General features: G+C 71.1%; 13 protein-coding genes. 6 read left to right on the top strand and 7 right to left on the bottom strand.

Features of this window, described 5'->3' with window-relative positions:
• Positions 1-21 precede the first annotated feature (21 nt).
• Positions 22-1,437, top strand: a complete 1,416-nt coding sequence (locus ABEA42_RS15875; RefSeq protein WP_345504840.1) for an ABC transporter substrate-binding protein — start codon at positions 22-24, stop codon at positions 1,435-1,437.
• A gap of 10 nt (positions 1,438-1,447) precedes the next feature.
• Here ABEA42_RS15875 and ABEA42_RS15880 read toward each other — a convergent pair whose 3' ends face one another.
• The 6 genes from ABEA42_RS15880 to ABEA42_RS15905 all read right to left on the bottom strand — a co-directional run bounded on the left by ABEA42_RS15880 (position 1,448) and on the right by ABEA42_RS15905 (position 6,413).
• Positions 1,448-2,266, bottom strand: a complete 819-nt coding sequence (locus tag ABEA42_RS15880) for a TrmH family RNA methyltransferase (protein ID WP_345504841.1) — start codon at positions 2,264-2,266, stop codon at positions 1,448-1,450.
• A 10-nt stretch (positions 2,267-2,276) separates the two neighbouring features.
• On the bottom strand, positions 2,277-2,996 hold the full coding sequence (locus ABEA42_RS15885) for a sulfite exporter TauE/SafE family protein (RefSeq protein WP_345504843.1): 720 nt from the start codon (positions 2,994-2,996) through the stop codon (positions 2,277-2,279).
• The gene (locus ABEA42_RS15890; protein WP_345504844.1) at positions 2,996-3,772 is read right to left on the bottom strand and encodes a sulfite exporter TauE/SafE family protein; all 777 of its coding nucleotides are present in this window, start codon (positions 3,770-3,772) and stop codon (positions 2,996-2,998) included. Before ABEA42_RS15890 ends, ABEA42_RS15885 begins: the two co-directional genes overlap by 1 nt.
• A 70-nt stretch (positions 3,773-3,842) precedes the next feature.
• Complete coding sequence (locus tag ABEA42_RS15895) at positions 3,843-5,081, bottom strand: SPFH domain-containing protein (protein WP_345504845.1); 1,239 nt, start codon at positions 5,079-5,081, stop codon at positions 3,843-3,845.
• Positions 5,082-5,084: 3 nt separating this feature from the next.
• Complete coding sequence (locus ABEA42_RS15900; RefSeq protein ID WP_345504846.1) at positions 5,085-5,564, bottom strand: NfeD family protein; 480 nt, start codon at positions 5,562-5,564, stop codon at positions 5,085-5,087.
• A 30-nt stretch (positions 5,565-5,594) separates the two neighbouring features.
• Positions 5,595-6,413 (bottom strand): ABC transporter ATP-binding protein, encoded by an 819-nt coding sequence (locus ABEA42_RS15905; protein WP_345504848.1) that lies wholly within the window; start codon positions 6,411-6,413, stop codon positions 5,595-5,597.
• Positions 6,414-6,445: 32 nt separating this feature from the next.
• Between ABEA42_RS15905 and ABEA42_RS15910 the strand changes: the two genes are divergently transcribed.
• Together ABEA42_RS15910 and ABEA42_RS15915 are read left to right on the top strand one after the other, a co-directional pair.
• On the top strand, positions 6,446-7,213 hold the full coding sequence (locus ABEA42_RS15910) for a hypothetical protein (protein WP_345504850.1): 768 nt from the start codon (positions 6,446-6,448) through the stop codon (positions 7,211-7,213).
• Between the two features lie 93 nt (positions 7,214-7,306).
• On the top strand, positions 7,307-8,572 hold the full coding sequence (locus ABEA42_RS15915) for an HNH endonuclease signature motif containing protein (protein ID WP_345504852.1): 1,266 nt from the start codon (positions 7,307-7,309) through the stop codon (positions 8,570-8,572).
• A 203-nt stretch (positions 8,573-8,775) separates the two neighbouring features.
• On the opposite strand, the gene glgA is transcribed toward ABEA42_RS15915, so the two are convergent.
• Positions 8,776-9,981: a glycogen synthase gene (gene glgA, locus ABEA42_RS15920; protein ID WP_345504853.1), complete on the bottom strand. Its 1,206-nt coding sequence runs from the start codon at positions 9,979-9,981 to the stop codon at positions 8,776-8,778.
• Between the two features lie 76 nt (positions 9,982-10,057).
• On the opposite strand from glgA, the gene glgC reads away from it, so the two are divergent.
• The 3 genes from glgC to ABEA42_RS15935 all read left to right on the top strand — a co-directional run bounded on the left by glgC (position 10,058) and on the right by ABEA42_RS15935 (position 13,108).
• Positions 10,058-11,311, top strand: a complete 1,254-nt coding sequence (gene glgC, locus ABEA42_RS15925) for a glucose-1-phosphate adenylyltransferase (protein WP_345504855.1) — start codon at positions 10,058-10,060, stop codon at positions 11,309-11,311.
• Positions 11,308-12,126, top strand: a complete 819-nt coding sequence (locus ABEA42_RS15930) for an LLM class F420-dependent oxidoreductase (RefSeq protein WP_345504857.1) — start codon at positions 11,308-11,310, stop codon at positions 12,124-12,126. Before glgC ends, ABEA42_RS15930 begins: the two co-directional genes overlap by 4 nt.
• A gap of 94 nt (positions 12,127-12,220) precedes the next feature.
• Positions 12,221-13,108, top strand: a complete 888-nt coding sequence (locus tag ABEA42_RS15935; RefSeq protein WP_345504859.1) for a hypothetical protein — start codon at positions 12,221-12,223, stop codon at positions 13,106-13,108.
• The last annotated feature ends 20 nt before the right edge of the window (positions 13,109-13,128 follow it).

Consider the following 13,128-nt stretch of genomic DNA (forward strand, 5'->3'; position numbering starts at 1 on the left):
GACAAAGGAGCACGAGACGTGTTGACAACGAAGACAACCACGGGACGGTTGAGGGGACTTCGGTATGCCGTCCCGGCCGGCTTCGCAGCCGTGTCGCTCGTCCTCGCCGGCTGTGGCGGGGGCGACGGCGGCAGCTCCGCGGACGGTGCCAAGGCCCCGTCGGCGGATGCCCTGAAGAAGGCCGACGGCGTGACCACGGTGTCGTTCTGGCACGCCATGGACGGCAAGAACGCCGAGGTCCTGACCAAGCTGGTGGCCGACTTCAACGCCGCCCACCAGGGCAAGATCCAGGTCAAGGCGACCTACGCCGGCAAGTACGACGACGCGATCACCAAGTACAAGGCCGCGATCCAGAGCAAGTCGACGCCCGACGTCATCCAGACCTACGACATCGGCTCGCGCTTCATGATCGACGCGAAGCAGACCGTGCCGATGCAGTCGTTCATCGACCGCGACAAGCTCGACGTGTCGGACCTGCAGCCCAACATCACCGGCTACTACTCCATTGACGACAAGCTCAACTCGATGCCGTTCAACACCTCGATGCCGGTGCTCTACTACAACAAGACCCTCTTCAAGAAGGCCGGCCTCGACCCCGAGAAGGCGCCGCAGGACCTCGCGTCCATCCGCGCCGCCGCCGAGAAGCTGTCGAAGAAGAACGGTGGCCCGGCCGACTACGGCTTCGGCGCCGCCATCTACGGCTGGCTGCTCGAGCAGTTCATCGCCACCGACGGCAAGGAGTACTGCGACCAGGGCAACGGCCGGGACGGCAAGGCCACCAAGGTCCAGTTCGACTCCCCCGAGTCGGTGCAGGTGGTCACCTGGTGGCAGAAGCTGGTGAAGGACGGCCTCGCCGCCAACACCGGCCGCGACACCAAGGCCGCGCAGGCTGCCTTCAAGTCCGGGCAGCTCGCCATCAACCTCGAGTCCACGGGCCAGCTCGGCGGCTACAGCGAGGCGGCCAAGGAAGGCGGCTGGGAGCTCGGCGCCGCGCCGTACCCGCACATCACCGCGGGCACCACGGGTGGCCCGATCATCGGCGGTGCCTCGCTGTGGATCGACGGCGTCAACCACAAGGACGCCAACAAGGAAGCCGCCTGGCAGTTCGTGAAGTTCCTGGCCGACCCCAAGTCGCAGGCGACCTGGCACACCGGCACGGGCTACTTCCCGATCAGCAAGGGTGCGCTCGACGACCCGGTGGACGTGGCCTACCGCAAGGCCAACCCGCTCTTCGACGTCGCGGTCAAGCAGCTGCAGGACACCAAGCTGAGCAAGGCGACCCAGGGCTGCCTGCTCGGCGTCATGCCGCAGGCGCGCAAGGCGTCCGAGGACGGTCTCGAGTCTGCGCTCAACGGCGCCGACCCGCAGGCGGCGATGACGAAGGCCGCCAAGTCCGTCGAGCCGCAGATCAAGTCCTACAACGACTCGACCAAGTAGCTCGAGGAGATCAGTCCCGTTGCGGCGGGCGCAGGGCCCACGCGGCCACTGCGCCCGCCGCAGCCACGTTCAGGGAGTCCACGCCGCCGGCCATGGGGATCGTCACGGTGAGGTCGGCGGCCTCGAGGGTACGGCGCGAGAGCCCGTCCCCCTCGGTGCCCAGCACGAGGGCGAGCCGCTCGGGTGGGTGAGCGGCCAGCTCGTCGAGGCTGACCGCGTCATCGGCCAGGGCGAGCGTGGCGACGGTGAACCCGAGGGTCCGCAGCTCGTCGATGCCGGCCGGCCACGGGTCGACCCGTGTCCACGGGACCTGGAAGACCGTGCCCATCGAGACGCGGATCGACCTGCGGTACAACGGGTCCGCGCAACGCGGGGTGACGAGCACGGCGTCGACGCCCAGGCCGGCGGCGCTCCTGAAGACGGCGCCGACATTGGTGTGGTCCACGATGTCCTCGAGCACGAGGATGCGCCGGGCGTCCCGGGTCACCTCGGCCAAGGAGGGCAGCTCAGGGCGCTGCATCGACGCCAGGGCACCCCGGTGCAGGTGGAACCCGGTCAGCTGCTCGATGACGTCGTGCTCACCCACGAAGACCGGCGTGCCGTCGGCCTCCGCCTCCTCCACGAGGTCGGCCAGGTCGGTGAGCCACCGCTGCGCCATGAGGTAGCTGCGCGGCCGGTGGCCGGCCGCCAGGGCCCGGCGGATGACCTTCTCCGACTCCGCGATGTACAGCCCCCGCTCGGGCTCGGTACGGCGCCGCAGCGCGACGTCCGTGAGCGAGACGTAGTCGGCGAGCCGCTCGTCGTCGGGCGTGGTGATGGCGATGGGCACGCCGTGCAGGCTAGAACACCAGGGCGCGCACGATCACACTGACGCCGGCGACGACGCAGAAGACCAGGACCGCCCGGCGCAGCCGCTCACGGTCGAGGTGGGCACGCGCAGGCGCCGCGGCGGCGTACCCGGCCACGACGAAGGGCACCCACGCGAGCCCGGCGAGCAGCTGCTCGCGGCTGAACTCCCCCGCCAGCGCGAGCCCGACCACGGCCATCGAGGTGCCGACGAGGAAGAACGCCGCGAGGGTCGCCCGCAGTCGCTCCGGCCGCTCGTGCTGCAGGACGAGGGCGAGGTAGGGGCCGCCGATCGACGAGGCCGTGCCCGCGACCCCGGCCACGGCGCCGGCCGCCGCCGCGTTGCGGGGCGTGGGTCGCAGGTCGAGCGCGGAGACCGACGCGGCGACCGTGACGAGGATGAGGGTGCCGACGACGACGGAGATCGCCCGCACGGTCAGCAGGGCCACCACCGCGACGCCCACGGGCGTGAGCAGCAGGCGCGCGCCGAGGGCCCAGCCGAGCGGTCGCCAGGCGATCTGCTTCGGCCCGTGCAGCAGCTGCACGACTGGCAGCGAGAAGCTGGTGACGAGCAGGGCGCCGGGCATCAGCGACGGCGTCGCCATGACGAGGAACGGCGCGGCCACCACGGCCATGCCGAAGCCGATCGACGACTGGACGAACGCCCCGGCGAACAGTGCGGCCCCGAGGAGCAGCACGGCCGTCCAGTCCATCAGCTGAACCAGACGATCTTGGCGATCCCCACGAGGCCGACCACGATGATCACGCCCCGCAGCACCACGGGCGGGAGGCGTCGGCCGATCTTCGACCCGACGAAGCCCCCGGCCAGGGCGCCGATCCCGATGAGGAGTGCGACCAGCCAGTCGACGTCGTCGCGGGCCACGAGGATGAAGGTGACGGCCGCGACGGCGTTGACGATCGTGGCGAGGACGTTCTTGTAGCCGTTGAGGCGCTGGATGGGCTCACTCGACAGGGCGCTCATGAGCCCCATGAGGATGACGCCCTGGGCCGCCCCGAAGTAGCCGCCGTAGATGCCGGCGACCAGGGTCCCGGCAACCAGCGCCGGGCCGTGCCACGCGACCGACGGTGCGATGCCCTGCTCGCGTCTCAGCGCGGCCCGGCGGTTGAGCTTGGGGCCGAGGACCACGAGCACCAGGCCGAGCCCGATGAGCACCGGCACGATGGCGGTGAAGGCCTCCGGTGGCAGCACGAGCAGCAGCACCGCACCGATGACGCCGCCGAGCAGGGAGGCCGGGGCGAGCCGGCGCAGCGTGGGGCCCGAGCCACGCAGCTCGTCGCGGTAGCCGTGGACGCCGGTGATGCCACCAGCCACCAGGCCCACCGTGTTGGACACGTTGGCCACCACGGGCGGGTAGCCGAGGAACAGCAGCGTCGGGAACGTGATCAGGGTGCCTGAGCCGACGATGGTGTTGATGGTGCCTGCACCGAGCCCGGCCAGCAGGATGCCGAGGGCTTCGAGGAGGGACACCCGAGCACCCTAGCGACGCGACGGTGAGGGCCGTCGTCCGGCCCTCACCGTCGTGGGGGTGTCGCTGCGCTCAGGCGCCCGGCGACCGCGGGCCGTCGTCGGGTGCCACCGGCGGCGGCGGGACCGGGGCGGTGGGCTCCTGCGGCGGCGCTGTCGGCTCGGGGGCCGGCTCCGGTGCCGCTTCCGGCGCGGGCTCACGGGTCGCGAACAGCTCGGGCTCGGGCACGGCGTCGGCCGGTCGACCGATCGGGGGCTGGACGCGCGAGACGGGTGCCGCGTGCTCGGTGGCCTCCTGGCTCGCCTTGCCGGCGAGGCCCCGCGCCTCGGCGAGGGCCTGCATCGGGTCCTCCAGGACCGTCTCGTCGAAGGCATCCTGGAGCTGGCCCGGGTCGACCCACTCGTCCTCGCCACCGCCGTCGGGTCCGTTGCCCTTGTCGGTCGCGCCCAGGGCGCCGCCGATGCCGCGCAGCGCGTCGGTCAGCTCGCTGGGGATGATCCACATCTTGTTGGAGTCTCCGCGGGCGATCTGCGGGAGCACCTGGAGGTACTGGTAGGCGAGCAGCTTCTGCGTGGGCTTCCCGCGGTGGATGGCGTCGAAGACCTGCTGGATGGCACGGGCCTGGCCCTGCGCCTCGAGGATCCGCGCCTGCGCCGAGCCCTCAGCCCGGAGGATCTGGCTCTGCTTCTCACCCTCGGCGGTGAGGATCGCCGACTGCTTGGTGCCCTCGGCGTACAGGATCTGCGCGCGCCGCTCGCGCTCCGCCTTCATCTGCTTCTCCATCGACTCCTGCACCGACATGGGCGGGTCGATGGCCTTGAGCTCGACGCGGTTGACGCGGATGCCCCACTTACCGGTCGCCTCGTCGAGGACACCACGCAGCTGGGCGTTGATCTGGTCACGGCTGGTCAGGGTCTGCTCGAGGTCGAGGGAGCCGATGACGTTGCGGAGCGTGGTGACCGTCAGCTGCTCGATGCCCTGGATGAAGTTGGCGATCTCGTAGACGGCGGACTTCGCGTCGATCACGGAGTAGTAGATGACCGTGTCGATGTTGACGACGAGGTTGTCGGACGTGATCACCGGCTGCGGCGGGAACGACACCACCTGCTCACGCAGGTCGACGTTGGCCCGCACCTTGTCGACGAAGGGCACCAGGAAGTGGATGCCACCCTCGAGCGTGCGCGAGTAGCGACCGAGCCGCTCGATGATCAGGGCCGTCTGCTGCGGCACGATCCGGACCGTCCTGATGATGACGATCGCCGCGAAGACGACCAGTAGCACCAGGACGATGAAACCTGCACTGAAGTCCATCCGTCACTCCCCTGTCTTGTCAGACGCCTGTTGGCCTGACACACCGTCCACGAAGGCGGTTGCCCCCTGGATGGACACCACGCGGACCTGCTCCCCCGGGCTGAACCGGTCGGCCGCCTCGGCGACCCGCGCGGACCACGTCTCGCCCCCGAGCTTCACGCGGCCCTCGGTACTGGTCACGGTCTGCAGCACGTATGCCGTGCGACCGACCAGCCCCCGGGCCCCGATGGTGTCGGCGGCGTAGTTCTCGTTGAACTTGCGCTTGAGGTAGGGGCGGACGACGAACAGCAGCACGACGGCCACCACGACGCCCACCACGATCTGGAGGGCGAACCCCGCACCCATCGCGGCCGCGACCGCCGAGGCCAGGGCCCCGGCCGCCAGCATGATGAACACGAAGTCGACCGTCGCGGCCTCGATCGCCCCCAGCACCAGCGCCACACCCAGCCACGCGAGCCACGGGCTGTCACCGATCCAGTTCATGCGTCCCCTCCTGATCCAGTGAGCTCAACCCTAGGACGTCGGGGACGTCCCGGACGTTCCTTCGCCGCTGCGCAGGCGCGCCGTCCAGCGGTCACCGCGCCGCTCGAGCTCCAGCGGCATGCCGAACGTGGCCGAGAGGTTCTCCTCGGTCAGGGTGATCTCGACCGGCCCCTGCGCGACGACCTTGCCGTCGCGCAGCAGCAGCACGTCGGTGAAGTTCGGCGGGATCTCCTCGACGTGGTGGGTGACCAGCACCAGGGCCGGGGCGTCGACGTCGGCGGCCAGCTCACCCAGTCTTCGGACGAGGTCCTCGCGGCCCCCGAGGTCGAGGCCGGCGGCGGGCTCGTCGAGCAGCATGAGCTCGGGGTCGGTCATGAGGGCGCGGGCGATCTGGACCCGCTTGCGCTCCCCCTCGGAGAGGGTGCCGTAGGTGCGGTCGGCGAGGTGGTCGGCGCCGAGCGCCTGGAGCAGCTCGAACGCCCGCGCGTGGTCGAAGGTCTCGTACGCCTCGCGCCAGCGGCCGACCACGCCCCAGGACGCGGTCACGACGACGTTGTGCACGATCTCGTCGCCCGGGATGCGCTCCGCGAGGGCGGCCGATGCGAGGCCGATGCGGGGTCGGAGCTCGAACACGTCCACCGCGCCCAGGACCTCCCCCAGGACGCCTGCCACTCCACGCGTGGGGTGCATGCGGCCGGCGGCGAGCTGCAGGAGCGTCGTCTTGCCGGCGCCGTTGGGTCCGAGGACGACCCAGCGCTGCCCCTCCTCGACCTCCCACGTGAGGTCGTCGAGCAAGGTCGTGTGGCCCCGGACCACACTCACTCCGGCGAACTCCAGGACGTCACTCATGGCACCGGACCCTATCGGCTTAGCATTGTCGGATGCCTGAACTGCCTGCGTCTGTGCGCCTTTCGCTGTGGACCACCCACGCGTGGGCGACGGGCTCCGCGCTGGAGGATGCGGTCCGGCGGGCACTGCCGGACGTGGACCACGTCGAGGGCGACCTGGACCGCCTGTCCCTGTGGCACGACCTCGGCGAGCGGGCCCTGCTCGTGGCGCTACCCGCGCCGGGCGACCTCGTCGGTATGCCGCGTGCCGCACCGGAGGTCCTCGCTGCCGCGGCGGACGGGGGCGAGTGCGTGTTCGTGCCGGCGCTGGGTGGCCTGCTCGTCCCGTCGATCTCCTCCTTCGGCAACGACGCGCGCGGCGGCCTCGATGTCGGGACGCGCGTGGACTGGACGGCGTTCGACGCCGAGCCCGTCCCCCAGCACCGCGTGGAGGCTCTCGAGGCGTCCCAGCTCGAGCGGCACCTGCGTGAGGAGCTGCGTACGGCGACCGAGCACCTCGACGCCCTCGGCGGGCAGCCGTTCGGGGCGTCAGCCGCTCGAGAGCTGGCCGATGCCGCCCTCGGCGGACGCTGGGGCCTGCCGTCCGGTCTACCCGCGCGGGCCGCCAGGGTGATCGCCCTTGCCGGGACCGTCGGCCACGTCGTCGACGTCGCCCTGGCTGCCGGAGACGGCGCCCTCAACGCTGCGACTGCGGCCTCCCGCCACTCACTCCTGCTGCGTCTGCAGCGGGCGGCCGACCACGCCCTCGCCGACGCCACCAACGCCGCGTGTGCTGTTCTCGCCGGGTGGCGCCCGGCCTGAGACTCACACGCCCGCGACGAACTCGTCTCTGCCACAACGTAATTCGCTGTGGACAACCTTCCTTTGTCGTTCGAACACCTGTACGATTGAGGTGTGTCGACCAGCCCGCTCGCGCAGTCCCGGCACCGCCGGCAGCAGGAGCTGTGGGCGCGCACCGCGGCGGTGGCGGGGCGGTTGAACCGCGCGCAGGCCGAGCTGGTCGACATCGCTGCCGAGCTGATCGAGGACCGGCACTGGGGTGACGGCGGGTTCAAGACCCCCGAGCACTACCTGGTCGTGCGGGCCGGGTTGTCGCCGGCGCACGCCGCGGATGTGGTGCGGGTCGCGCGGCGTCGGTCCGAGCTGGTCGAGGCGTCGGCTGCGCTGGAGGCGGGTGAGCTGTCGTTGGACCAGGTCGCGGTCATCGCCCGCGCCGTCCCGGCCCGGTACCAGGCCTCGGTCACCGCTCTGGCCCGTGAGGCCACGGTGCCGCAGCTGCGCCGCGCCGTGGCTCGGCACGCTTTCCCCGCCCCGCCGGCTCCCGACCCGGCCGACAGCCCCGCTGAGGACGATGCCGCCACCGATGGCGAGCCGCAGTTGGTCCCGGCTGACACCAGGTCGGCGTCAGAGCAGCGGGCGTGCGCGAAGCCGGAGCTGTCGATGGGCTACGACGCCGACGGCCGGTTCCAGCTGCGGTACTCCGCCCCCGCCACCATCGGCGCGCTGGTCGAGCAGGCGGTGAAGGAAGCCAAGGACGCCCTGTTCATCCGCCGCCGCGGCGCCGCGGCTGCCGACACCGTTGTCGACCACGTCGCGGTGGACGACCGGCACGCGGGGCTGCCCACGTATGCGGACGCGTTGGAGGAGATGGCCAACCGCTCCCTCGCCTCCGTCACGTCGACCAGCCGGGCGGCGCACTACCGGGTGTACCTCCACTTGGACACCGACGGCGCCTGGGTGTCCGGTGGACATGTGATCCCGCTACGGCTGCTCGGCCGGTTCCTCAGCGACGGCACGGTGCAACCCGTCTGGGAGACCGAGGGCACCCCGGTGTCGGTGGGCCGGGCGATGCGGATCCTGCCCGACCGCACCCGACGCCTCATCCACGACCGCGACCGCGGGTGCCGGTTCCCCGGCTGCACCACCACACGCTTCACCGAGGTCCACCACCTCACCCCCTGGGCCTACGGCGGACCCACCGACCTCGACAACCAGGTCCTGCTCTGCACCACCCACCACGACGGCATCGACCGCGGCGACCACACCATGACCGGCGACCCCACCCGCCCCGACGGCCTGGTCGTCACCAACCGCTACGGCCTCCCGATCCACCCACCCCGACCCCACGAAACCGCACCACCACCGGACGGCGACTCCTAACCACCCCCAGGCACCTACCGCCCGCCCAGCGGCGGACCCATCACATGGGCCGACGTCGAGCTCCCACCCGACACCGACCTCGGCCGACGACACCTCGCCGCGGTGCCAGCACCCGAACCTGAGGGCGAACCCGAGTACGTGTCCCGGCTCGACGACCCCGCCAACCCCGACCGCGGCCTGGTCCGCGTCCTCTGAGGCTGCCCTCAGCCGGCGGTCGGGCGCTCCAGGACCTCGCGGTAGACGGCCAGGGTCTGCTCGCCGATGCTCGCCCACGAGAACGACTCGACGGCCCGCTTGCGACCGGCCAGCCCGAACCGCTCGGCACGCTCCGGGTCGCTCACCGCGTCGTTGAGGGCCGCGGCGAGGTCTGCGACGAACTTGTCGGCATCCAGCGGGATGCCGCTGCCGTCCTGCCGCTGCTCGATCGGCACGAGCCACCCGGTCTCGCCGTCGACGACGACCTCGGGGATCCCACCGGTCGCGGTCGCGACCACGGCGAGCTCGCACGCCATCGCCTCGAGGTTGACGATGCCGAGTGGTTCGTAGATCGAGGGGCACGCGAACACCGTGCCGGCAGAGAGCAGCGCGATGACCTCCGCCCGGGGCAGCATCTCCGGGATCCAGACGACGCCCTCACGGGTGGCCCGCAGCTCGGCCATGAGCCCCTCGACCTCAGCCAGGATCTCCGGGGTGTCCGGTGCGCCGGCGCACAGCACCAGCTGGACGTCCGGGGGCAGCTGCGCCGCGGCGCGCAACAGGTAGGGCAGCCCCTTCTGCCGCGTGATGCGACCCACGAACACGACCGACCTGCCGTCCGGGTCGACACCGTGCCGGCGCACGACGTCGTGGTCGTCGTGTCGCTGCCACATCTCGGAGTCGATGCCGTTGTGCACGACCTTGACCCGGTCGGGGTCGACCGTCGGGTAGGCCCGCAGCACGTCCTGGCGCATGCCCTCGCTCACCGCGATGACCGCGGCGGCTCCTTCGAAGGCGGTGCGCTCCATGTAGGACGAGAGCGCGTAGCCGCCGCCGAGCTGCTCCGCCTTCCACGGCCGCATGGGCTCGAGGCTGTGCGCGGTGACCACGTGCGGGATCCCACCGAGCAGACCGGCGACGTGGCCACCGAAGTTGGCGTACCAGGTGTGCGAGTGGACGACGTCCGCACCGTCGCAGTCACCGGCCATGGAGATGTCCACACCCATGGTGCGCACGGCCGCGTTCGCGGACGCGAGGTCCGGCAGGTCGGCGTACCCGGTCGTGCCCTCCTCCTGCACCGGCACACCGAACGCGCGGACCCTCGTGTCGACGTCCCCACGCTCACGAAGTGCCCTCACGAGCTCGGCCACGTGGACCCCGGCGCCGCCGTAGATGTTGGGCGGGTACTCCTTGGTCAGGATGTCGACTCTCACGCCAGCGAGCGTAGTGGCGGGACGCGTTCGCGGACAGGGCTCGCCACTTCGCCGACCATTCCCTAGGGTCGGCTCTATGCCGTACCGTCGCGGAGTCCCGAAGGTTCTCGCCATCGTCCTCGCGGGTGGGGAGGGAAAGCGGCTGATGCCGCTCACCGCGGACCGCGCGAAACCCGCCGTCCCGTTCGGCGGGATCTACCGCCTCATCGACTTCGCGCTGAGCAACGTCGTGAACTCGGGCTACCTCAAGGTCGTCGTGCTGACGCAGTACAAGTCGCACAGCCTCGACCGCCACGTCACCAAGACGTGGCGCATGTCCAACATGCTCGGCAACTACGTCACGCCGGTGCCGGCGCAGCAGCGCATCGACAAGAACTGGTACCTCGGCTCGGCGAACGCGATCTTCCAGAGCCTCAACCTCGTCCACGACGAGAAGCCCGACATCGTCGTGGTGGTGGGCGCCGACCACGTCTACCGCATGGACTTCTCCCAGATGGTGGCCCAGCACATCGAGACCGGCGCCGGCGTGACCGTCGCCGCCATCCGCCAGCCGATCTCGCTCGCGGACCAGTTCGGTGTCATCGAGGTCGACGACTCCGACCGACGCAAGATCGGCGCGTTCCTGGAGAAGCCGACCGACGCCAAGGGGCTACCGGACTCCCCCGACGAGGTCCTGGCCTCCATGGGCAACTACGTCTTCGACGCCGACGTCCTCATCGACGCGGTGACCCGCGACAACGACCGGCCGGGCAGCAAGCACGACATGGGTGGCGACATCGTGCCGGCATTCGTCGACGAGGGCCGTGGCTACGTCTACGACTTCAAGGACAACGTCATCCCGGGTGCCACGGAGCGCGACCAGGCCTACTGGCGCGACGTCGGGACCATGGACTCCTACTGGGAGGCGCACATGGACCTCGTGTCCATCCACCCGGTCTTCAACCTCTACAACTACGACTGGCCCATCTACACCGACTACGGTCCGTTCGCGCCCGCCAAGCTGGTCCACGGCGCCGCCGGCAAGTTCGGTGAGGCACACAACTCCGCCGTCTCCCCCGGTGTCGTCATCTCGGGCGCCACGGTGACCAACTCGGTGCTGTCACCCCGCTGCCACATCCACAGCGGCACCACCATCGACGACAGCGTCCTGCTCGACGGCGTCGAGGTCGGACGCGGCTGCGTCATCAGGCGCGCCATCATCGACAAGGAGGTCTTCGTGCCGGCGAACACCACCATCGGCGTCGACCCGGACCGCGACCGAGAGCGGGGCTTCATGGTGACCGAGTCGGGGCTGACCGTCGTCGCCAAGTCGCAGGAGGTCGTCGCGTGACCGGTGAGGCCCACCCCATCCGCATCGGGGTCCAGCTCCAGCCGCAGCACGCCGACTACGCGTCGATCAGGCGCGCGGCCGCCGAGGCCGAGGAGATCGGCGTCGACGTGGTCTTCAACTGGGACCACTTCTACCCGCTCTACGGGCCGCCGGACGGCGCCCACTTCGAGTGCTGGACCATGCTCGGGGCCTGGGCGGAGGCCACGGAGCGCGTCGAGATCGGCGCGCTGGTGACGTGCAACAGCTACCGCAACCCGCAGCTGCTCGCCGACATGGCACGGACCGTCGACCACATCAGTGGCGGCCGGCTGATCCTCGGCATCGGGTCCGGGTGGTTCGAGCGCGACTACGACGAGTACGGCTACGACTTCGGCACGGCGGGCGGCAGGCTCGACGCCCTCGCCCGCGACCTTCCCCTGATCCGCGACCGGTGGGCCCGGCTCAACCCGCCACCGACCCGGGACATCCCCGTCCTCATCGGCGGCGGTGGCGAGCGGAAGACGCTGAGGATCGTCGCCGAGCACGCGAGCATCTGGCACGGCTTCGGCGACCCCGAGACCGTCGCCCACAAGCACGCGGTCCTCGACGAGTGGTGCGCCAAGGTCGGACGAGACCCGGGCGAGATCGAGCGTTCGGCCGGCGTCTCCCCCAAGCCCGGACGGCTGCCCGAGGACGTCGCCGACTACGCGGCCGGCGCACAGGCGTTGTACGACGTCGGCACGCGCCTGTTCACCGTCGGGGTGGGCGGACCGCGCTACGACCTCGGACCGCTGCGCGACCTCGTCGCGTGGCGGGACTCCCACCCCCAGGGCTGAGCGCGCACCGAGCCGGGACCTTCGCCCCGTCCACCACCCGACACCGCCGCCGAGCATGGTGCTGCGGGCACCGTGCCCGGGGAGCGAGGCGGAAATGGGCGCGCAGGCACGACGAACAGCCGTCTGGCTGGCCGTGGCGAACGGGGCGACGTCCTTCGCTGCGGGGGCGTGGACCCTCTGGGACCACGGGCTGCTGGGCGGTCCCGCGGCCATGCAGGGGTCGGCCCGCGGCACCTCGCTCGTCATCGTGGTCGTGGCGGTGCCACTGCTCCTGGCGTCGGTGGCCGCTGCGCTGCGCGGCTCTGCCGTGGCCCTCGCCGGGTGGGGCGGCTCGACCCTGTACCTCGTCTACAACGCCGTGCTGCTGCTGTTCCTGACACCGTTCAACTCGGCCTTCCTGGTCTATGTCGCCATGCTCGGCACCGGTGTCTGGAGCGCCGCAGCCCTGGCGTTGACACCGCAGGTCCGGGATCTCGGCCAAGCCGTCGCGCGGGACGCACCCGTACGCGGCGTGGCCACCTACGTCTGGGTCGTCGCCGGCCTCAACACCCTGCTGTGGCTGGGCACCGTGGTCCCGGCCCTGGACGACCCGTACCCGTCCCCGATGCTGGCCGGCACCGGCGTGGCCACCAACGTGATCTACGTGCAGGACCTCGCCGTGTGGCTGCCGCTCATGGCCGTCGCGGCCGGCTGGCTCTGGCGACGTGAGGCCCGAGGCGCCGTCGTCGTGCCCGCCGGGCTCGTGCTGTGGGTGGTCGAGGCGGTGAGCATCGCGGTCGACCAGACGTTCGGTGCGGCCGCCGACCCCAGCTCGACGGTGGTCTCCACGGCCCTGGTGGGACCGTTCCTCGTGCTTGCCGCCGTGGGTCTGGTGCCGCTGTGGGTGCTCCTGCGCCGACGGCAGGGGCCGGCAGGCACCCCAGAACCGGCGGTGACCCAGCACGTCACCCGAGGGCGACACACCCTGCACCACACGCCCTGACCAAACCTCGGCCGGGGTCG

This window comes from Pedococcus ginsenosidimutans (assembly GCF_039544395.1).
Taxonomy (GTDB): Bacteria; Actinomycetota; Actinomycetes; order Actinomycetales; family Dermatophilaceae; genus Pedococcus; species Pedococcus ginsenosidimutans.